This is a genomic window from Mesorhizobium sp. J18 (assembly GCF_007829525.1).
Taxonomy (GTDB): domain Bacteria; phylum Pseudomonadota; class Alphaproteobacteria; order Rhizobiales; family Rhizobiaceae; genus VLJP01.
Window position 1 is genome coordinate 111,128 of sequence record NZ_VLJP01000034.1, and the last position, 18,974, is coordinate 130,101.

Genomic DNA, 18,974 nt, shown 5'->3' on the forward strand with positions numbered 1-18,974 from the left:
ATCCGACCAAGGCGAACAAACCCGTTTGCAAATCAGACACCAACCGCTTTGCGAATCCCATGGACGAACTTCATGGCAACCTTGCGGAGATCGGCGGCCTTGATATATGCCGGATACCCAGTAATGGCGGATGCGCCGTCTATTCGGCATGACAGGCAGCAAACGAATGGCCAAGGATACCGGCGGCGAAATCCACACTGCCCCGATCGTCGACCAGAATTCGCGGCCCGGTGCCATCACCAGGCTCATCATATTCATCATAGTGCTGACGGGGGCCGCGATCGTCTTCGCGATCTTCCGCGAGAGGCTGGGTGACCCTTTCCTGCTCGGAATGCTGGGCATACTGGCCATGATCGGTGTCGGCTACCTGTTCGCCACCGCCATAGGCTTCATCCAGATCACGCCGCGCTCCACTGGCGACGACCTTTCCAAGGCCTTCGTGGATTCCATGACGGAAGGTCTGGTCGTGACGGATGCGAAAGGGCGGGTGCTCTACGCCAATCGCGCCTATGCGGAGATGACAGGTGCGACCTCGGCTGCCGATGTGAAGACTGTCGAGGATCTGCTTTCGGACAATTCCGAGGCGGCTCCGATCATCGAACAACTCGCCGCCCGCCTGCGGGACGGCCAGCCCGATGACGGCGAATTTCGTCTTTCGCAAGCGATTCGGCCGGGCGGGGAGCCGGGAGCCCGTTGGTATCGGGTCTGGGTACGCATCTTCAAGGTGCCGGGTCGCCGCCACCCGTTGTCGGCATGGTCGATAGCGGATATTTCCGGGGAACGGGCCGAACAGGAACGTTTTTTTCTCGATCTGCAGAAGGCGATCGACCATCTCGACCACGCGCCCGCCGGCTTCTTTGCCGCCGATCCAGACGGTCGTGTCACTTATGTCAATGCCACCCTTGCCGAATGGCTTGGCATCGATCTCGCCAATTTCGTGCCCGGCGCCGTGACGCTGCCCGAGATCGTTGCCGGCGACGGAATGGCGCTGCTGCGCGCCGTCAAGGCCGACCCGGGAACGGCCCGCAATGCCGTCATCGACCTCGATCTTGCGACCATAAAGGGCGAAGTGCTGCCCGTGCGCTTCATGCATCGCGTCACGGCGACCCGCGACGGCGCGCCGGGCCAGACACGCACCATCGTCCTCAACAGGACGCTGGGCGAGGATGCCTCAGCCGATCTGCGCGCTTCGGAGATCCGCTTTACACGTTTCTTCAACTCGACACCCATGGCGATCGCCGGCGTGGATGGAGAAGGGCGCATATTGCGTACCAACGCGCCCTTCCTGTCGCTGTTTTCAAGCTTGGTGGATCAGGACGGCGTCGACAGGCATGTGCGGCTGGACAGCGTCATCCACCCGCGTGACCGTGAAACCTTTGCAGCGGCGATCGAAAAGGCCAAGCAGCACCAGGCCGATATCCTGCCCATCGACACCGTGCTCCCCGATAATGAGGAGCGCCATGTGCGCTTCTATGTCAGCGCTGTCACCGATGCCGGCGGCGAGGAGGCGGAAGAGGCGGCGATCGTCTATGCCGTCGAGACGACCGAGCAGAAGGCGCTCGAGGCGCAAATGGCGCAGAGCCAGAAAATGCAGGCCGTAGGCCAACTCGCCGGAGGCATCGCGCACGACTTCAACAATGTGCTGACCGCCATCATAATGGCCTCCGACCTCCTGCTGACCAATCACCGGCCATCCGACCCGTCCTTCCAGGACATCATGAACATCAAGCAGAATGCCAACCGCGCCGCCTCTCTGGTGCGGCAGCTATTGGCTTTCTCGCGGCGTCAGACGCTGCGGCCGGAAGTGCTCAACCTTACCGATGTGCTTGCGGACCTGCGCATGCTGCTTGCACGCCTGGTCGGTAACGACGTGACGCTCAATATCGAGCATGGCCGGGATCTCTGGCAGGTGAAGGCGGATATCGGCCAGTTCGAGCAGGTCATCGTCAATCTGGCGGTCAATGCGCGCGACGCCATGCCGGGCGGCGGTGATCTGACGATCCGCACCCGCAATGTGCCGGCGGACGCATGCGCAGACTTCCATTATCGTGAGCTCGCGCCGGCGGATTACGTGCTGGTCGAGGTCGAGGATACGGGCTCCGGCATCGCCCCCGAAACGCTGAAGAAGATATTCGAGCCCTTCTTCACCACCAAGGAGGTGGGCAAGGGCACGGGTCTGGGGCTGTCGATGGTCTACGGTATCATCAAGCAGACCGGTGGCTTCATCTTCTGTGATTCGGAAGTGGGCAAAGGCACCGTCTTCCGCATCTTCCTGCCGCGCCACATGATCGACGTGAAGCCGGCGGCCGAGGATGGCCAGCCTTCCGAAAACGGGATCAATGGCGATGCCGTACCCGCAGCAAAGACCAAGGAGGTCAATCGCGACCTTTCCGGCTCCGCCCGGGTGCTCCTTGTCGAGGATGAGGATGCGGTCCGTATGGGCGGCGTCCGGGCGCTATCCTCCCGCGGCTATGAGGTGCACGAGGCCTCATCCGGCGTCGAGGCGCTTGAGATTTTCCGCGAGCTCGACGGCAAGATCGATATCGTGGTCTCCGACGTGGTCATGCCGGAAATGGATGGTCCAACCCTGCTCAGCGAATTGCGCAAGATTCAGCCGGACATCAAGTTCATCTTCGTTTCCGGCTACGCCGAGGATGCCTTTGCAAAGAACCTGCCCTCTGATGCGCAATTCGGCTTCCTTCCGAAACCCTTCTCCCTCAAGCAATTGGCGACCGTCGTGAAGGAGATGCTGGAGAAGGAGTAGCGAGCAGGCCCTTCCCGCGGCACCGAGGACTACGAAGGAACTCGCATCGCTATACGGTGACAGGCTGGCGGACGCGTTTCTCCGTGCCAAAGATCTTGAGATAACGCTCGATCTCCTTCGGGTCTCCGGTTGCCTTTTCCGGGTTGTCGGAAAGCTTTACGGCGGGCCGGCCGTTGGCGCTCGTCACCTTGCAGACGACCGAGATCGCTTTCAGCCGGTCGATTTCGCGTGGGGCGCAATCCTCGAAATCGTTGGTAAGATTGGTGCCCCAGCCGAAGGACATCCGCACGCGGCCCTCGAAATGCCGGTAGGTCTTTTCGATCGAGTCGACGTCCAGAGCGTCCGAGAAAATAAGCAGTTTCTCGCGCGGGTCCTTGCCCTTCTCGCGCCACCAGCGGAGGATGCGCTCGCCACCCTCTATCGGCGGAGAGCTGTCCGGACGGAAGCCCGTCCAGTCCGCAACCCAGTTGGGTGCCGAACGCAGGAAAGCTTCGGTGCCGAATGCGTCGGGAAGCACGATCAGCAGGTTGCCGCCATAATAGCTTTGCCAATCCTGCAGCACCTTATAGGGGGCGGCCTTCAGTTCTTTTTCATCATTCGCCAGCGCCGCCAGGACCATCGGAAGTTCGTGGGCATTGGTGCCCAGGGCCTCCAGATCGGTATCCATGGCGAGCAGCACATTGGACGTGCCGGTGAAGGCATCGCCAATACCTTCCTTCAACGCCTCCACGCACCAGCGCTGCCAGAGGAAGGAGTGGCGGCGGCGCGTGCCGAAATCAGAAATCCTGATTTCAGGCAGCTTCTTCAGCCGTTCGACCTTGGACCAGACTTTCGCCTTTGCGCGGGCATAGAGAACGTCGAGTGCGAAAGGCCCGAGTGAGCGCATGGCGGCGCGCGACCGTAGCTCATTGATGATCGCAAGAGCCGGTATCTCCCACATGGACGTTTCCATCCAGGGTCCATGGAAATGCAGCTCGAATTGCCCATTGCGGCTGGAAAGCTCGTATTCGGGCAGGCGGAAATCCTGCAGCCAGGCCAGGAAATCGGGCTGAAAGATCTGCTTGCGGCCGTAAAAGGTGTTACCGGCCAGCCAAATCATCTCCTTCTTGGTAAAACGGATGGAGCGTGCGTGGTCGAGCTGCTCCCGAAGCTCGCCCTCGTCGATCTCCTCGGCCAGCCGGGTCTGGTCGTTGCGGTTGATGAGCGAGAAGGTAGCGCTGACATGGGGATATAGCCTCCAGATCATCTGCAGCATCAGAAGTTTATAGAAATCCGTATCGAGCAGACTCCGACAGATCGGATCCAGCTTCCAGGTGTGATTGTAGACGCGTCGGGCGATGTCGGTTTTGGGCATTGGATGGTCTGCTGTCTCGCGAGTGCCGGTGGGTGGAAGACTTCGCACGGACCCGTAAGGCATTCAAGCGCTTACCCATGGGCGGAACAACCTCATAGCTTCGTGAGTTAACGTTCTTTGTCGAACCGGGAGACGACGAGGGGTCAACTCTTGAGGAAGAGGTTATGTTTGGCCCTAGCCGTCGTTTGCTGCTCGCCATGCCGGCCGTTGGGCTTCTTGCGGTCGGACTGCTGATCACCACAGCCAATCCCGGAAAGGCCCATGAAGCGCCAACAGGTTGGGAATATCCCTATTCCTGCTGTGCGAACCAGGATTGCCGGGAAGTGTCGAAGGCGGCAATCAGCGAACGGCCGGAGGGTTACGTCATCAATCAAACCGGCGAGGTGGTGAACTACCACGACAAGCGGCTGCGCCGTTCCCCGGATGGCAGGTATCATTGGTGTTCGGTGGCAGGATCCGACACATCGCGAACGATCTGCCTCTTCGTGCCGCTCCAGCTTTACTGACGGCACAATCAACAATCTCTCCCGAGCCTGTGCTCGGAAGGCATGGGCAGGCCGACAAGCCATACGGAAGCTCGCCGGCCATGTTCATGCCGTTACCAGATGAGCGCGTTGCGCAGCCGCGAAAGCATGCCCGTCTGGGATGACCGGTCGACGGCCGCTCTGACGTGTTGAGCAGCCGTTGCCGCCGTCATCGAGGCTCCGAAATGGCAATAGCAGACGATCTCGTGCAACTGCCAATCCGTGATCTCGAAGAACCGCTTGGCCTCGCCATAGGTGTCGTCCTTCAGCCCCTCGGCCCGAAGAACAGGATCCTCGAACGCGACCGAAAGCGGCGAACCGGCACTGCGCATGGCTTCACGCTTGCGGATGGGCTGGTACTCTGTACCCGAAAGCGTCGCGAGCACCCGATCAGGCACGCGCTCCAAAAGCTCGGCCCAACGACCGAGGCGTTGCTCGCGTGTCATGGAAGCACGGCCGGTTTCGATTTCGGCGACTGACTTCAGTTCGTCAAGGGTCTTGTGCTGCATGCTGGCCTCCTACCGTTATGGTATGGCCCGTCCCTTTCAACTTCCGCCCGTAAGAACCGTGACTCCGATGCTTCGCTTAGTCCAGTAGGATCAAGCGCGCTTATGTTCAATTTTGCGCGCGCTGCTTTACATTGCCATACGAGTTGCACGACGGGCCCGCTGCTTACAACGGTATATTGTCGTGCTTCTTCCAGGGATTCTTCAGATCCTTGTTGCGCAGCATGCGCAACGCCCGCGCTACCCGCTTGCGCGTCGAATGAGGCATGATGACTTCATCGATATAGCCGCGCTCGGCAGCCACGAAGGGCGACAGAAATCGGTCTTCATACATCTTCGTGTGGGCAGCGATCTTCTCGGGATCGTCGATATCCTTGCGGAAGATGATCTCGACCGCGCCCTTGGCGCCCATAACGGCGATCTGAGCCGTTGGCCAGGCATAATTCACATCCCCGCGCAAATGCTTGGAGGCCATGACGTCATAGGCACCGCCGAAGGCCTTGCGTGTGATGATGGTAATTTTCGGCACAGTCGCTTCGGCATAGGCGAAAAGCAGCTTCGCGCCGTGCTTGATGAGGCCGCCATATTCCTGCGCCGTGCCCGGCAGGAAGCCGGGAACATCGACGAAGGTGACGATCGGAATGTTGAAGCAGTCGCAGAAGCGGACGAAGCGGGCAGCCTTGCGCGAGGCATCTGAATCCAGCACGCCGGCAAGCACCATGGGCTGGTTGGCGACGAAACCGACTGTTCGGCCTTCGATGCGACCGAAGCCGGTCACGATGTTCTTCGCGAAACTCTCCTGGATTTCGAAGAAATCGCCTTCGTCGGCGGTCTTCAGGATCAGTTCCTTGATGTCATAGGGTTTGTTGGCATTGTCCGGGATCAGACGATCCAGTGAATAGTCATCGTCCGTTACGCTCTGGAAGCATTCGATTTCCGGGATTTCACCCGTATTCGACTGCGGCAGGAAGTCGACCAGCCGCCGCATCTGCAAGAGGGCTTCGATGTCGTTGTCATAAGCGCCATCGGCGATGGAGGATTTCGTCGTGTGGACGGAAGCGCCGCCGAGCTGTTCGGACGTGACCGTCTCGTTGGTGACAGTCTTCACGACATCGGGTCCGGTGACGAACATGTATGAGGTATCGCGGACCATGAAGATGAAATCGGTCATGGCCGGCGAATAGACGTCGCCGCCGGCGCAGGGGCCCATGATCACGGAAATCTGCGGGATGACGCCCGAGGCAAGCACATTGCGCTGGAAGATTTCGGCATAGCCGCCCAGTGCCGCCACGCCTTCCTGGATGCGCGCGCCACCGGCATCGTAAAAGCCGATGATCGGTGCCCGATTCTTCAAGGCCATGTCCTGGACCTTGATCACCTTCTCCGCATGGGCTTCGGAGAGCGAGCCGCCGAAGACGGTGAAATCCTTGGCAAAGACGAAAACGGTGCGACCATTGACCGTGCCCCAGCCGGTCACTACGCCGTCGCCTGCGATCTTCGTCTTCTCCATGCCGAAATCCGTCGAACGATGTTCGACGAACATATCGAATTCTTCGAAGGAACCCTCGTCGAGAAAAGTCTCGATGCGCTCACGCGCCGTCAGCTTACCTTTGGCGTGCTGGGCGTCTATGCGTACCTGCCCGCCGCCTATACGGGCAACGGCGCGGCGGCGTTCGAGTTCGATGAGGACTTCCTTCATATGCGCTCCTCCGGAATGTCAGCTTTGTGAAGCTGTTAGCATGCCGGAGGAGGGAGGCAAATATGCCGAAGGACAGGGCTACCAGGTGCCGGTATTGCCCATCGAGGCCCAGGGTTCAGCCTTCTCCTTGGCTTGACCCTTCTGCAAAAGCTCGATCGAGATGCCATCGGGCGACCGAACGAAGGCCATGCGTCCGTCACGCGGCGGTCGGTTGATCGTGACGCCGCTGTCCATCAGACGTTGGCAGGTGGCGTAGATATCGTCCACCTCATAGGCAAGATGGCCGAAATTGCGACCGCCCTGATAATCCTCCGGATCCCAGTTGTAGGTGAGTTCCACCAGCGGAGCCTTGTTGGCGAGAGCGGCCTCCTTGTCACCCGGCGCGGCGAGGAAGATCAACGTATACCGGCCGTTCTCGTCGTCCATCCGGTTGACCTCTTCGAGACCGAGTTTGTTGCAGTAGAAATCGAGGGATTCGTCCACGTCTTTGACGCGAACCATGGTGTGCAGATAACGCATTCCGTGCTTCCTCAGTTATGCCTGACAGGCGGATACATAGGGTGCGGGAGCGATCCGGGGCAACCTCGTTCGAGGGAGAATCACTCTGATCAGCGGAGGCAACTTCTAACCCGATCCTCAGTATTTTCGTGAACGCCTGTCGAAAAATGGCGGGTGGCCCTTGCTAAGTCAGGAACAGCCGATGTTATTCTTGCTGGCAGAATCATTTGCGTGTTTGGAAGACGAAAGGTGCGTTGAATGGGGGAGAAGGCCTCGCCGGAGAGGCGTTATCCAGCCAGTGGCGATGCCCTGACGGCGGATGACAGTGCCGATTCCACTAACATCGCGGAAATTTCCGGCGCGATCAAATGGTTCGATGTCGCCAAGGGGTTTGGATTCGTTCTGCCGGATCAGTCCGGGGTCGGTGACGTGCTCCTGCATGTAACTTGCCTGCGGCGCGACGGATATCAGACCGCTCTTGAGGGCGCGCGCGTCGTCTGTCTTGCCAAGCGTGGCGAACGCGGCCTGCAGGCCTTTCGCATCATTTCAATGGACACATCGACCGCGGTGCACCCCGCGGAAGACCAGGCGCAGCGCACCCATGTGGCCGTATCGCCGGAAAGCGGCCTCGAGCGCGCCCTGGTGAAATGGTTCAACCGTACCAAGGGGTTCGGCTTCCTGACGCGTGGCGAGGGTACGGAAGATATCTTCGTCCATATGGAAACGCTTCGCCGCTATGGAGTGACGGAACTGCGGCCCGGCCAGGTGGTTCTGGTGCGCTACGGCCGCGGCGAAAAAGGCCTCATGGCTGCCGAAATCTACCCCGATATGGGTACATTGCCGGTTTCGCATTGAAAGATAACGAAACGCCGGCGGTGCGAGGTCCGATGGCTGCTTTCGCCAAACTTCTTTCTCGCCTTCTGGCGGGGCTGCTTCCACTCCTGCTCCTGTTTGCTGCAACCGTACCGGCCAGTACGGCCGAGGGACAGGCTATGGTCCTGCCTGTCGATCCCGCGAGGCTGACTGTCGAAACGACCCGGGGCGAACGCTCTTTTTCCATAGAGATTGCGGATGATGGAGAGGAACGGGCGAGGGGCCTTATGTTCCGCCAGTCCATGGCGGACGATCATGGCATGCTGTTCGTCTTCGAGGAAAGCCGTCCGCTTGCTTTCTGGATGAAGAACACGCCGATGCCGCTTGATCTGGTATTCATTGCGGGTAACGGTCGTGTGATCGCAATCCTGCCTGGTGAGCCCTATTCGACGGCGCCGATCGGACCCGGCGAACCAGCGCGGTTCGTGCTCGAACTAAAGGCAGGAACCGCGCAAAAAACGGGGATCACGGTTGGCGACAGGCTGCGTCATCCGAAAATCGACCGTGTCGCCGGCCGGTGAGTGGCTTCGGCGTATAATGCTTGCCTGTTCTGCGATCCGGTGGAAAAAAGAGGGATCATCGTTCCCTCTTTTGTAATGGATTCCAGCCTTAATAATGCAGTCCTTCTCCCATGACGGTTTCGACATAGCTTTCATTGACGAAGGCGAGGGCGATCCGATCCTTCTCATCCACGGTTTCGCTTCCAATCATTTCGTCAACTGGGTCTCCCCGGGCTGGACGAAGACGCTGCGCGAGGCTGGCTATCGTGTGGTTGCCCTGGACAATCGAGGGCATGGCCGCTCGTCCAGGAGTTACGATCCGGCCGATTACACCCCGCCCAAGATGGCAAGTGATGCCGTTGCTCTCCTGGACCGCCTGGACATCGGACGCGCCCATCTGTTCGGCTATTCCATGGGCGCACGGCTGGCGGCATTCGTTGCTCTGCAGGCACCGGAGAAGGTGGCGACGCTGATTTTCGGCGGGCTTGGCATCGGCATGGTGGAAGGTGTGGGGGAATGGGATGTCATTGCCGACGCACTCTCGGCGGAAGATCCGGGCGCCGTCACCGATGCGCGCGGCCAGATGTTCCGCAAATTCGCGGATCAGACCAGGAGCGACCGTCACGCACTTGCGGCCTGCATCGCCACGTCCCGCGAATTGCTGAGCGCCGAGCAGGTGGCACAAATCGGCCAGCCGACGCTCGTTGCGGTCGGCACGAAGGATGATATCGGCGGCTCGCCCGAACGGCTGGCCGAACTCATGCCGAACGCCGTGGCATTCGCCGTGGAAGGCAGGGACCACATGCTTTCGGTCGGGGATCGCACATTCAAGACGCGCGTGCTGGAATTTCTGAAGGAGAATCCGCTTTGATCGAGAGGAAGGAGATCGAATTCGAGGGTGCGGAAGGCAACCGCCTGGCAGGCGATGTGTGGGGTGAAAGCGGCCATCCCGTCATTTTTCTCCACGGCGGCGGACAGACCCGGCGGGCCTGGGACGCCACCGCCGAGCGCGTGGCAGCGAATGGGATGCGCGCCATCACGGTCGATCAGCGCGGTCATGGCGAAAGCGAGTGGGTCCGGAGCGGTCACTATTCCTTCGCGGATTTCTCGGAGGATGTGGAAGCGATTGTGAGGCAGGTCGAAAACCTGTTCCATGCCCGGCCTTCCGCCGTTGGCGCCTCGCTTGGCGGCCTGTCCTGTCTTGTTGCGGTAACGCGGCACCCGTCGCTGCTGGAATCGCTCATTCTGGTCGATGTCACGCCGAAAATGGACCCCGAAGGGGTAGCCAAGGTGCGCGGCTTCATGGCCGAGCGCATGGAGGAAGGCTTTGCTTCGCTTGAAGAGGCTTCCGAAGCCATTGCGCGCTACCTTCCGCATCGCAAGCGCCCGAATTCGCTTGACGGGCTGCGCAAGAACCTGCGGCTCGATGCCGATGGGCGTTATCGCTGGCATTGGGACCCGGCGATGATGCGGGAAAACCGCGGACTGAGTGCCGAGGGGCGCGGATTGATGGAAGAGGTGATGGCGAATTTGCCGAACCTGCATCTTCCGGTGCTTCTCGTGCGAGGTATGCAGTCGGAGCTTGTCCATGAAGTGCATGCCAGGGAATTCGTCGATCTGGCGCCTTCGGCGGCCTATGTGGATGTCGGCGGCGCGGGGCACATGGTGGCCGGCGACCGCAACGACGTATTCTGCTCCGCCATACTGGACTTTCTGACTGACCGCCGGGCCGCCTGATAAGGCTGGATTTCAGCGTCCGCGGAAGACCGGTTTCCTCTTTTCGCGAAAGGCGGCGCGACCTTCGGCATAGTCGCTGCTGTCGAATGTCCTTTCGCCCGCTTCCCTGGCCTTCGCAATATCGGAGGGATTGCCGGAAAGCGCCGCATGGATGGCGGCCTTCGATGCCTTGATGGACAGCGGGGCATTTGCGGCTATCGTCCGCGCGATTTCCGCCGCTCTTTCCGCGAGCCGGTCACTATCCACGACTTCGAGCAGAAAGCCTGCTCGTAGAGCGGTCGCCGCGTCGATGGCGGCGGCAGAGAAGGCCAGATATTTCGCCATCTGCGGACCAGCTGCGTACACGATGTCCCGCATATCCGAATAGGGATAGGCGAGGCCAAGGCGGGCTGCCGGTACGGAAAAGCGGGCGTCGGAGGAGGCGATCCTGAGATCGCTGGCTGCCGCAAGCCCGAAGCCGCCGCCGAAACAGACGCCCCCGATTGCCGCCAGCGTAGGTATGGGCGCATTGCGGAAGGCGGCGAAGGCAGCGGAGTTCGACCTCTCGTAAGCCTGCGATGTCGCGGTGTCACGCCGGATTTCGTCGAATTCTCCGATATCGCCGCCGGCGCTGAAATTGCCGCCTGCGCCGCACAGCACGATCACACGGGCTTCCGGCTCCTTGCCGATCTGGACCACCAGGCTCGCAAGTTCATCCCACATGGCATGGGTGATCGCATTCATCTTGCCAGGGCGATCCAGGGTGACGGTCGCGACCCCGTCGCTGACATCGATTTTGATCGGGGCGGCGCCGGCATTCCCTTGAAACGCCATCGGTTCAATCCATTTCAATGAAGGCTGAGGAATTTGCGGTTCAACTGTTACGGTTTCTGGCTTATGTTCCGCCAGCGCACAAGCAGGAAATGCCAAAGGATGGAGGTCGGATATGAACAGCCACCAAGCAGCGCGGGCGAAGGCGCCTCAGCAGCTCGATCCTATCTGGTCGTCCGTGCGTGCGGAAGCGGAAGAGGCGGTTGCCAATGATCCGCTGCTGGCGGCATTCCTCTATTCGACGATCCTCAACCACGATACGCTTGAAGAGGCCGTCATTCATCGCGTCGCCGAACGTCTGAACCATGAGGATATCGGCGCTGATCTGATCCGCCAGACTTTCCAGAGCATGCTGCGCGACGAGCCGGAATGGAGTTCGACCGTCCGTGTTGATATCCAGGCCTACTTTGACCGCGACCCGGCATGCGACCGTTTCTTGATGCCGGTGCTCTATTTCAAGGGCTTCCACGCCATCCAGACCCATCGGCTGGCGCATTGGCTATGGAAGCAGAACCGCAAGGATTTCGCACTTTATCTCCAGAGCCGTTCTTCGGCTGTTTTCCAGACGGACATCCATCCGGCTTCCCGCATGGGCAAGGGCATCTTCATCGATCACGCCACCGGGCTCGTGGTGGGCGAGACAGCGGTGATCGAGGACAATGTTTCGATCCTCCACGGCGTGACGCTCGGCGGCACCGGCAAGACCGGTGGCGACCGCCATCCCAAGATCAGGCATGGCGTGCTGATCGGCGCCGGCGCCAAGATACTCGGCAATATCGAGGTCGGCCATTGCAGCAAGGTGGCCGCAGGCTCGGTGCTGTTGCGGTCGATCCCCAACAACAAGACCGTTGCGGGCGTGCCGGCCCGTATCATCGGCGAGGCGGGATGCGACGAGCCTTCACGCGCAATGGACCAGCTTCTGGACAGCCAGGATTGACCACCACGACACCGCCCTTCCGCCGACGGGCGAGATTGAGGGTTTACAGGATCCGAGGGGACGTGCCACAAGCCGCCCAGCCGTAGCCAATTGCCATCGGAGAAGATTTTGAAGCCGGAAGAAATCAGGAAGCTCGACGCCTACTTCAAGCGCACGTTCCAGAATCCAGCCCTGCAGGTGAAAGCCAGGCCTCGCAAGGACGATTCCTGTGAGCTTTATCTCGGCGAGGAATTCCTCGGCATTATCTTCAAGGATGAGGACGAGGGCGAGCTCTCCTATAATTTCTCCATGGCGATCCTGGACATCGACCTGTAAGCGTCGGGTTTCCGTAAAGCCCGAAGCATTGCAGCGCTTGCCACCCGGCATGATCCTCTCCTAACGTGCCGTCGAACAACGAGACCACGGATCAGCCATGCCTGTTTATGCACTTGATGGCGTCAGCCCGCATTTCGACGACGAGGACAGCAACTGGATCGCGCCGGATGCGACGCTGATAGGAAAGGTCTCGCTCGGACGCGACGTAGGCATCTGGTTCGGGGCCGTCCTGCGCGGTGACAACGAGCCGATCACCATCGGCGAAGGCAGCAATGTCCAGGAACACACCGTCATGCATACGGATATGGGCTTTCCGCTGATCGTCGGGCGCGGCTGCACCATCGGCCATCGCGCCATACTGCATGGCTGCACCGTCGGCGACAACAGCCTGATCGGCATGGGCGCCATCGTTCTCAACGGTGCACGGATCGGCAACGATTGCCTCGTCGGTGCCGGCGCGCTGGTGACGGAAGGCAAGGAATTTCCCGACGGGTCCCTGATCGTCGGCTCGCCCGCGAAGGCCGTGCGCAGCCTGGATGAGCAGGCGATCGCCAAACTCAGGCTTTCCGCGGCACACTATGTCGAGAACGGCCGTCGCTTCAAAAAGGGGCTGAAGCCGGTCTGATATCAATCGGCAAGCTCGGTCTCGTTCAGAAAAGCGACGATGCGGTCCCGCGCGCGGCGCGCCTCCGGCATGTCGATCAGCGGCCAGACATGGATCATGCCTGGCTCAAGCATCAGTTCGATATCCACACCGGCCGCGCGTGCCTTTTCGACAAATATCACGGTATCCGGGCTCAGCACGTCGCGCGTACCGGAGAGGATCAATGTTCTCGGCAGGACGGAAAGATCGCCGAAGATGGGGCTGATGCGCCAGTCGGTTGTCTCCATCCCCGGTGCAAAGAGGCGGATTGCCTCCTTCCCGCCTTCGATGCCCAGCCAGGGATCGAGTTTCTCCACCTCATACAGGGCGGGGTTCTTAAGCGACATGTCGAGACCAGGCGAAATCAGGACGTGATGGCCAGGAATGGGAAGTCCTTGCTCGGCTGCCATCATCGTCAGCACGACAGCCATGTTGCCGCCGGCTGAATCACCCATGAAGACAACCTTTTCCGGCGCGTCGCGCCGAAGGATTTCGCTGCAGACCGTGTGCACCGGGCCGAAAATCGCAGGAAAGGTATGGTCCGGTGCGAGCCTGTAGATCGGGACGGTGACGCGTGCTCCCAACCGCTCTGCCATCTCGGCTATCAGCCTCCAGTGATAGGAGGTGATCTCGAAGAGATAGGCACCGCCATGCAGATAAATGATGTGAAGGCCGCTTTTGAGGGTAGGCGGCTCGACCTCGTATACCGGAATATCGTCGACCTCGCGTTCCGTTATCCGCATGCTCTCGCGCACAGTATCCGGTGGCCTGTGGGTGCTTCGGGCTCTCGCCCATTCCGCCCAGGTGCGAATCGACTCCGCCGAAGCGAAGGCACGCTTGCGCGTATATTTCAGATAAAGAGCGACAAGGTGACTTTTGAGACTTGGCATGGCGACGAGAATAACGGAAACCGCCCCTTACGGTTTCCAATCAGGCCGTAAGGGAGGCTGCAAGCCGCATCACGGCCTTGCGCGCCGCGCTGCTCGTTCCTCGCGCGAGCGACGACGAGGCGATCCATCTCCGGCGACGCCTCCCGCATCGATCGATTTGCGTTGCGGGAGAGGCACTTGCTGGCCAAGTTTAACAAACGGATCGACCTTGTTGGGCAAGGCCATGGCATGGACGAAATGCTCCTGGAACTTCGGCTCCAGTGCCGTCTCGATCTTTTCGATCCGGCGCACAGTCTCTTCGATTTCTCGCCGATGCATGCGATTGAGCAGCGCCATGCGCGCTCCGGTGCCGGCGGCATTGCCGACGGCCGAGACCTTGTCCAGTTCGCAATCCGGGATGAGACCGAGCGCCATGGCGTATTTCGGATCGATGAAGGAACCGAAAGCTCCGGCGAATCGGATGACATCCACCCCGGTCACGCCCTGTTTTTCCATCAGGAGCTTGATGCCGGCGTAAAGCGCGGCCTTGGCGAGCTGGATGGCGCGCACATCGTTCTGCGTGATCGTGATGCGCGGCTCGCTTTCCGTCAGCACATAGGAGAAGGTGCGGCCATTGGCGACGATGCGCGGGCTTTTCGCTGCAAGCGCACCGTCGATGACTCCATCCTCGGAAATGATGCCGGTCAGAAACATTTCCGCGATGACTTCTATGATGCCCGAGCCGCAAATGCCGGTGACGCCAGTGGCAGCAACGGATTCGGCAAAGCCCGGCTCGTCCGACCAGAGTTCCGAACCGATGACACGAAAACGCGGCTCCAGGGTCCCGGGATCGATGCGGACCCGCTCGATGGCGCCGGGTGCGGCGCGCTGGCCGCCGGAGATCTCTGCGCCTTCGAAGGCAGGGCCGGTGGGAGAGGAGGCCGCAACGACACGCTCGCGGTTGCCAAGCACGATCTCGGCATTGGTGCCGACGTCGACGATCAGCATCATCTCGTCCTGACGATGCGGGCCTTCGGAGAGCGCGACCGCTGCGGCATCAGCACCGACGTGACCGGCGATGCAAGGCAGCATATAGAGCCGGGCGCCGGGATTCAGGCGCAAGCCGAGATCGCTCGCATGTGCTTTGACCGCGCCGGAAACGGCAAGTGCGAAAGGCGCGCCACCCAGTTCCGTCGGATCGATGCCGAGGAACAGGTGATGCATGATCGGATTGCCGACGAAGACCGCATCGAGAATATCTTCGCGTTGAACGCCGCCCTCGACAGCCACCTTGTCGATCAGGGTTGAAATCGCATCGCGTACCGCCTTGGTCATGGCTTCCCGGCCGTCCGGGTTCATCATGACGTATGAAACGCGGCTCATCAGATCTTCGCCGAAACGGATCTGCGGGTTCGAGGTGCCGGCAGAGGCGGCGACGCGGCCCGAAAGAAGGGAGACCAGATGCATTGCTATGGTCGTAGAGCCGATATCGCAGGCGATGCCATAGGCCTCGTTCTTCAGGCCGGGCCAGAGGGCGATGATGCGGGCGGCGTCGGTGTCGTCATCGTCGTGCACAGCAGCGGTGACGGCCCATTTGCCCTGGCGGAGGATAGATTGCACCTGCGGCAGGAGATGCGCATCCGCCTCCAGCCGGCCATAGTCCCAGTCGCGTTGCAGCGCAGCCTTGAGCCGGTCGAGGTCGCCGGAGGGCTTGTGCATGTCGGGCTCTTCCACTTCGACATAGCAGATGCGGGTGGCGGGGTTGCGCTCGATGACCCTGGTATCGGCATCCTTGCGCACGACCTGTGCGTTGATCACCGTATCCTGCGGGACGTCTATGACGAGATCGCCTTCGATCAGGGCGGAGCAGGACAGACGACGGCCCGGCTTCAGTTCGCGCTTTTCGGCATAGCGTGCCTCCTTGGGACCGATCGGCGAGATGTGCTCATTCGACGAGATGATCTTGTGCTTGGCGAAATGGCCTTCCTGCACCTCCACCTGACAGCGGCCGCAGGTCGCCCGGCCGCCGCAAACGCTTTCGACATAGACGCCGAGCTGGCGCGCCGCGTCGAGGATCGGCGTGCCCTTCGGAAACCGGCCCCTCTTGCCGGAAGGCATGAAGAGGATGAGCGGATCGGTGATGTTGGCGGGAGGGTTCATGCCGAGGCTCCCATGATCAGGAATGTCAGCTAAGCCCTCGCGCGCCGTGCTTCGCGGCCGCCGCGACGACGGCCATTGCCGGAGGAAGAGGAAGCTGCTGCCGCGCCTTCGCCACTGCTCGCATTGGCGTTTGCCGCTGGTGCAGGCTGATGGTCACGATAGGTCATGATCCAGTTGTAGCAATTGGGATCAGTGCCATTCAGCACATTGGCGGCGCGTACCGCCTCCATCTCCTGGGGGCGGCAAGGATTCATGATGGCGGAGGTCATGCCGGCGCCGATGACCATGGGGATGAACCCCGCATTGATGCCATGCCGGTGCGGCAGGCCGAAGGAGATGTTGGAAAGGCCACAGGTGGTGTTGACCTTCAATTCCTCGCGCAGCCGGCGCAGAAGGGCGAAGACCTGTTTGCCTGCCGTGCCCATGGCACCGATCGGCATGACCAGCGGGTCGACGACGACATCGTGGGCAGGAATGCCATAGTCGGCCGCGCGCCGGACGATTTTCTTCGCCACTTCGAAGCGCACATCCGGGTCTTCGGAAATACCCGTTTCATCATTGGAGATGGCCACCACGGGCACGTCATATTTCTTCACGAGCGGCAGGATGGCTTCGAGCTTCTCCTCCTCGCCGGTGACGGAATTGACCAGCGGACGGCCCTTGGCGACCTTGAGAGCCGCCTCGATGGCGGCCGTTACGGAACTATCGATGGAAAGCGGCACATCGACCAGGCTCTGCACGATTTCCACCGTCTGGACGAGCAGCGCGGGCTCGGTGGCGTTCGGATCGACCGCAGTAACGCCGGCATTCACGTCGAGCATGGTCGCGCCCGCCGCAACCTGCTCGAGCGCATCCTTCTTCACGGTCTCGAAATTGCCTGCAACCATCTCCGCGGCAAGCTTCTTGCGGCCGGTCGGATTGATGCGTTCGCCGATGACGCAGAATGGCTGGTCGAAACCGATGATGATTTCCTTTGTCGCCGAGGCGACGATCGTGCGGGTCATAGGCTTTCTCCAAAAGATATAAAGACTTCTTTATATCGTTATGTTCACTGGTTCAAGAGAGAGGATGACGGTCATTCAACTGCTCCCCTGATCATTTCGCCGGGCCTTTCCGTCAGCTCGTCATGCAGAATGTGGTCGAGCCGGTCAGCGACAAGGGCATCGTCGGCTCTCGGCTCGCGTTTCCATGGCCGGCGGCCTTTCAGCACGCCGGATTCATGCACGATCTCGGCGACGAATTCCTCCTGCCGGTAGGCCATGACATGGATGCCGGAGACGCCTTCGATCTCCTTCACCTCATTGATGATGTCGATGCAGAGCTGCTTGCCTTCCTTCTTCTGGTCCTGAGCGCCCTCCAGCCGCTTGATTACATCGTCAGGAATGTGGATTCCGGGCACGTTGGAACGGATCCAGCGGGCAGTCTTGGCTGACGCAAGAGGGCCAACGCCAACAAGGATGAAGCATTTCTCGTGCAGGCTCAGATCGCGCACACGCTGCATGTATGTCCGCAGCATGGGCACGTCGAAGCAATACTGGCTTTGAACGAACTGCGCGCCGGCCGCAATCTTCTTGGCGAGACGCAGCGGCCGGAAGTCATAAGGCGGCGCAAAAGGGTTGATGGCGGCGCCCAGAAAGACCGAAGGCGGTGTGGTGAGCTTGCGACCGGAGAGGAATTTCTGCTCGTCGCGCATGGTCCGTATGGTTTCCAGGAGCGACATGCAATCGAGATCAAAAACCGGTTTGGCGCCCGGCTGGTCGCCTGCCTGCACACCGTCGCCCGTCAGGCAAAGGATGTTGCCCACGCCCATGGCGGCTGCGCCGAGCACGTCGCCCTGTATTGCGATGCGGTTGCGATCGCGGCAGGCGATCTGCATGATCGGCGCATAGCCCATGCGTGTGAGCAGGGCGCAGATGCCCATGGACGACATGTGACAGTTGGCGCCTGACGCATCGACGGCGTTTATGCCGTCGACCCAGCCGTCGAAAATCGCAGCGCGCTCATAAACGTCTTCGGGATTGGCACTGTCGGGTGGATTAAGCTCGGCTGTCACCGCGAACTCGCCACGCCGCAAGATCCGCTCCAACCGGCCGCGCGAGGAGTGGCCGGGCAAGGGGTCCAGCGGCAGATGGACGCCGGCCGGATTTTCATCGGGCTGCAGGGGGTGGGGCGGGCTCATGCTGGCGCCTCTTGCTTCGCCCGTTCTCGTTCGACGGCCGCAAGCGCGGTAACGCGCAGCCAGGCGGAAGTCTCGCGCAGTGACTGGTCTACCGGCTTCTGGACATTGAGGATTGCGTCACCGTGGCGCATGTTCCGCGAGCCTTCCCATGCCTTGACCCAGACGCAGGGCATATCGGGTTCGACCTCGCAATTGCCGTTGGCGCGCACGCCGCCGCAGGGCCCGTTGCGAAGCTGCTTGGGGCAGTTCATCGGACATGACATGCCGGTAGAGGACAGGATGCACTGGCCGCACATCCGGCAGTCGAACATGAAGCCCTTCACGCGCTTCTCGACGAATTTCACCGGCGCTTCGGCGCGGCTGTAGCCGACGGCTTTCCACAGTGGATGAAGGAGAAGAAAGACGTCGGCAAAGCGGGCATAGAACCATTCCAGGAAGCGCGAATGACGCACCGACCACAGCCGCACCGTATAGCTGCGCTGTATGCGCCGCTGCGGCGAGACATCGGCGGGTTTGTAATCGCTCTTCGGCGCCGTTTTCCTGACGATGGTGGCCTGCGTCATGCCACCTGACGCATTGGATGGCGTGACTTCCGGCCGAGTGCTC

At 60.8% G+C, this 18,974-nt stretch carries 19 protein-coding genes; 9 read left to right on the forward strand and 10 right to left on the reverse strand.

Annotated elements, in window-relative coordinates; all coding sequences use genetic code 11:
• The first annotated feature begins 166 nt into the window (after positions 1–166).
• Entirely contained in the window at positions 167–2,764 is a 2,598-nt protein-coding gene (locus L598_RS13545) for a PAS domain-containing sensor histidine kinase (protein ID WP_144863230.1), read from the forward strand.
• Positions 2,765–2,813: 49 nt separating this feature from the next.
• On the opposite strand, the gene pncB is transcribed toward L598_RS13545, so the two are convergent.
• A complete protein-coding gene (gene pncB, locus L598_RS13550) occupies positions 2,814–4,118 on the reverse strand; it encodes a nicotinate phosphoribosyltransferase (protein ID WP_144863232.1) in 1,305 nt (434 codons plus the stop codon).
• Between the two features lie 197 nt (positions 4,119–4,315).
• On the opposite strand from pncB, the gene L598_RS13555 reads away from it, so the two are divergent.
• Positions 4,316–4,624: a hypothetical protein gene (locus L598_RS13555; RefSeq protein WP_144863347.1), complete on the forward strand. Its 309-nt coding sequence runs from the start codon at positions 4,316–4,318 to the stop codon at positions 4,622–4,624.
• Between the two features lie 92 nt (positions 4,625–4,716).
• Here the strand turns inward: L598_RS13555 and L598_RS13560 are convergent, their stop codons facing one another.
• The 3 genes from L598_RS13560 to L598_RS13570 all read right to left on the reverse strand — a co-directional run bounded on the left by L598_RS13560 (position 4,717) and on the right by L598_RS13570 (position 7,366).
• On the reverse strand, positions 4,717–5,151 hold the full coding sequence (locus tag L598_RS13560; RefSeq protein ID WP_144863234.1) for a hypothetical protein: 435 nt from the start codon (positions 5,149–5,151) through the stop codon (positions 4,717–4,719).
• A 163-nt stretch (positions 5,152–5,314) separates the two neighbouring features.
• A complete protein-coding gene (locus tag L598_RS13565; RefSeq protein WP_144863236.1) occupies positions 5,315–6,847 on the reverse strand; it encodes an acyl-CoA carboxylase subunit beta in 1,533 nt (510 codons plus the stop codon).
• 78 nt (positions 6,848–6,925) lie between these two features.
• Entirely contained in the window at positions 6,926–7,366 is a 441-nt protein-coding gene (locus L598_RS13570; protein WP_144863238.1) for a VOC family protein, read from the reverse strand.
• Positions 7,367–7,603: 237 nt separating this feature from the next.
• Here L598_RS13570 and L598_RS13575 point away from each other — a divergent pair, with 237 nt between their 5' ends.
• The 4 genes from L598_RS13575 to L598_RS13590 all read left to right on the forward strand — a co-directional run bounded on the left by L598_RS13575 (position 7,604) and on the right by L598_RS13590 (position 10,455).
• Positions 7,604–8,200 carry a cold-shock protein gene (locus L598_RS13575; RefSeq protein WP_144863240.1) on the forward strand — a complete coding sequence of 199 codons (597 nt, stop codon included), beginning with the start codon at positions 7,604–7,606 and terminating at the stop codon, positions 8,198–8,200.
• 32 nt (positions 8,201–8,232) lie between these two features.
• Entirely contained in the window at positions 8,233–8,739 is a 507-nt protein-coding gene (locus L598_RS13580; RefSeq protein ID WP_144863242.1) for a DUF192 domain-containing protein, read from the forward strand.
• Positions 8,740–8,833: 94 nt separating this feature from the next.
• Entirely contained in the window at positions 8,834–9,589 is a 756-nt protein-coding gene (locus L598_RS13585) for an alpha/beta hydrolase (protein WP_144863243.1), read from the forward strand.
• A complete protein-coding gene (locus L598_RS13590; protein WP_144863245.1) occupies positions 9,586–10,455 on the forward strand; it encodes an alpha/beta hydrolase in 870 nt (289 codons plus the stop codon). The genes L598_RS13585 and L598_RS13590 overlap by 4 nt, the downstream gene beginning before the upstream one ends.
• Before the next feature lie 12 nt (positions 10,456–10,467).
• On the opposite strand, the gene L598_RS13595 is transcribed toward L598_RS13590, so the two are convergent.
• Entirely contained in the window at positions 10,468–11,268 is an 801-nt protein-coding gene (locus tag L598_RS13595) for an enoyl-CoA hydratase-related protein (protein ID WP_144863247.1), read from the reverse strand.
• Between the two features lie 112 nt (positions 11,269–11,380).
• Here L598_RS13595 and cysE point away from each other — a divergent pair, with 112 nt between their 5' ends.
• From cysE to L598_RS13610, 3 genes are all read left to right on the forward strand, one after another.
• On the forward strand, positions 11,381–12,202 hold the full coding sequence (gene cysE, locus L598_RS13600; RefSeq protein ID WP_144863249.1) for a serine O-acetyltransferase: 822 nt from the start codon (positions 11,381–11,383) through the stop codon (positions 12,200–12,202).
• A gap of 108 nt (positions 12,203–12,310) precedes the next feature.
• Positions 12,311–12,517, forward strand: coding sequence for a DUF3126 family protein (locus L598_RS13605; RefSeq protein WP_144863251.1), 207 nt, complete (start codon positions 12,311–12,313; stop codon positions 12,515–12,517).
• Between the two features lie 97 nt (positions 12,518–12,614).
• The gene (locus tag L598_RS13610) at positions 12,615–13,142 is read left to right on the forward strand and encodes a gamma carbonic anhydrase family protein (RefSeq protein WP_144863253.1); all 528 of its coding nucleotides are present in this window, start codon (positions 12,615–12,617) and stop codon (positions 13,140–13,142) included.
• A 2-nt stretch (positions 13,143–13,144) separates the two neighbouring features.
• On the opposite strand, the gene L598_RS13615 is transcribed toward L598_RS13610, so the two are convergent.
• The 5 genes from L598_RS13615 to L598_RS13635 all read right to left on the reverse strand — a co-directional run bounded on the left by L598_RS13615 (position 13,145) and on the right by L598_RS13635 (position 18,931).
• Positions 13,145–13,903, reverse strand: coding sequence for an alpha/beta hydrolase (locus tag L598_RS13615; protein ID WP_348642754.1), 759 nt, complete (start codon positions 13,901–13,903; stop codon positions 13,145–13,147).
• Positions 13,904–14,119: 216 nt separating this feature from the next.
• Positions 14,120–16,189: an ASKHA domain-containing protein gene (locus L598_RS13620; RefSeq protein WP_144863257.1), complete on the reverse strand. Its 2,070-nt coding sequence runs from the start codon at positions 16,187–16,189 to the stop codon at positions 14,120–14,122.
• Between the two features lie 29 nt (positions 16,190–16,218).
• Positions 16,219–17,193 carry a methyltetrahydrofolate cobalamin methyltransferase gene (locus tag L598_RS13625; protein WP_144863259.1) on the reverse strand — a complete coding sequence of 325 codons (975 nt, stop codon included), beginning with the start codon at positions 17,191–17,193 and terminating at the stop codon, positions 16,219–16,221.
• 71 nt (positions 17,194–17,264) lie between these two features.
• Complete coding sequence (locus L598_RS13630) at positions 17,265–18,368, reverse strand: methylenetetrahydrofolate reductase (RefSeq protein WP_144863261.1); 1,104 nt, start codon at positions 18,366–18,368, stop codon at positions 17,265–17,267.
• Complete coding sequence (locus tag L598_RS13635; RefSeq protein ID WP_144863349.1) at positions 18,365–18,931, reverse strand: methylenetetrahydrofolate reductase C-terminal domain-containing protein; 567 nt, start codon at positions 18,929–18,931, stop codon at positions 18,365–18,367. Before L598_RS13635 ends, L598_RS13630 begins: the two co-directional genes overlap by 4 nt.
• Positions 18,932–18,974 lie beyond the last annotated feature (43 nt).

Bases quoted from the DNA above. Each gene is read 5' to 3' on its own strand.
- L598_RS13545 (WP_144863230.1), top strand. From the start codon at position 167: ATGGCCAAGGATACCGGCGGCGAAATCCACACTGCCCCGATCGTCGAC.
- pncB (WP_144863232.1), bottom strand. From the start codon at position 4,118: ATGCCCAAAACCGACATCGCCCGACGCGTCTACAATCACACCTGGAAG.
- L598_RS13555 (WP_144863347.1), top strand. From the start codon at position 4,316: ATGCCGGCCGTTGGGCTTCTTGCGGTCGGACTGCTGATCACCACAGCC.
- L598_RS13560 (WP_144863234.1), bottom strand. From the start codon at position 5,151: ATGCAGCACAAGACCCTTGACGAACTGAAGTCAGTCGCCGAAATCGAA.
- L598_RS13565 (WP_144863236.1), bottom strand. From the start codon at position 6,847: ATGAAGGAAGTCCTCATCGAACTCGAACGCCGCCGCGCCGTTGCCCGT.
- L598_RS13570 (WP_144863238.1), bottom strand. From the start codon at position 7,366: ATGCGTTATCTGCACACCATGGTTCGCGTCAAAGACGTGGACGAATCC.
- L598_RS13575 (WP_144863240.1), top strand. From the start codon at position 7,604: ATGGGGGAGAAGGCCTCGCCGGAGAGGCGTTATCCAGCCAGTGGCGAT.
- L598_RS13580 (WP_144863242.1), top strand. From the start codon at position 8,233: ATGGCTGCTTTCGCCAAACTTCTTTCTCGCCTTCTGGCGGGGCTGCTT.
- L598_RS13585 (WP_144863243.1), top strand. From the start codon at position 8,834: ATGCAGTCCTTCTCCCATGACGGTTTCGACATAGCTTTCATTGACGAA.
- L598_RS13595 (WP_144863247.1), bottom strand. From the start codon at position 11,268: ATGGCGTTTCAAGGGAATGCCGGCGCCGCCCCGATCAAAATCGATGTC.
- cysE (WP_144863249.1), top strand. From the start codon at position 11,381: ATGAACAGCCACCAAGCAGCGCGGGCGAAGGCGCCTCAGCAGCTCGAT.
- L598_RS13610 (WP_144863253.1), top strand. From the start codon at position 12,615: ATGCCTGTTTATGCACTTGATGGCGTCAGCCCGCATTTCGACGACGAG.
- L598_RS13615 (WP_348642754.1), bottom strand. From the start codon at position 13,903: ATGCGGATAACGGAACGCGAGGTCGACGATATTCCGGTATACGAGGTC.
- L598_RS13620 (WP_144863257.1), bottom strand. From the start codon at position 16,189: ATGAACCCTCCCGCCAACATCACCGATCCGCTCATCCTCTTCATGCCT.
- L598_RS13625 (WP_144863259.1), bottom strand. From the start codon at position 17,193: ATGACCCGCACGATCGTCGCCTCGGCGACAAAGGAAATCATCATCGGT.
- L598_RS13630 (WP_144863261.1), bottom strand. From the start codon at position 18,368: ATGAGCCCGCCCCACCCCCTGCAGCCCGATGAAAATCCGGCCGGCGTC.
- L598_RS13635 (WP_144863349.1), bottom strand. From the start codon at position 18,931: ATGACGCAGGCCACCATCGTCAGGAAAACGGCGCCGAAGAGCGATTAC.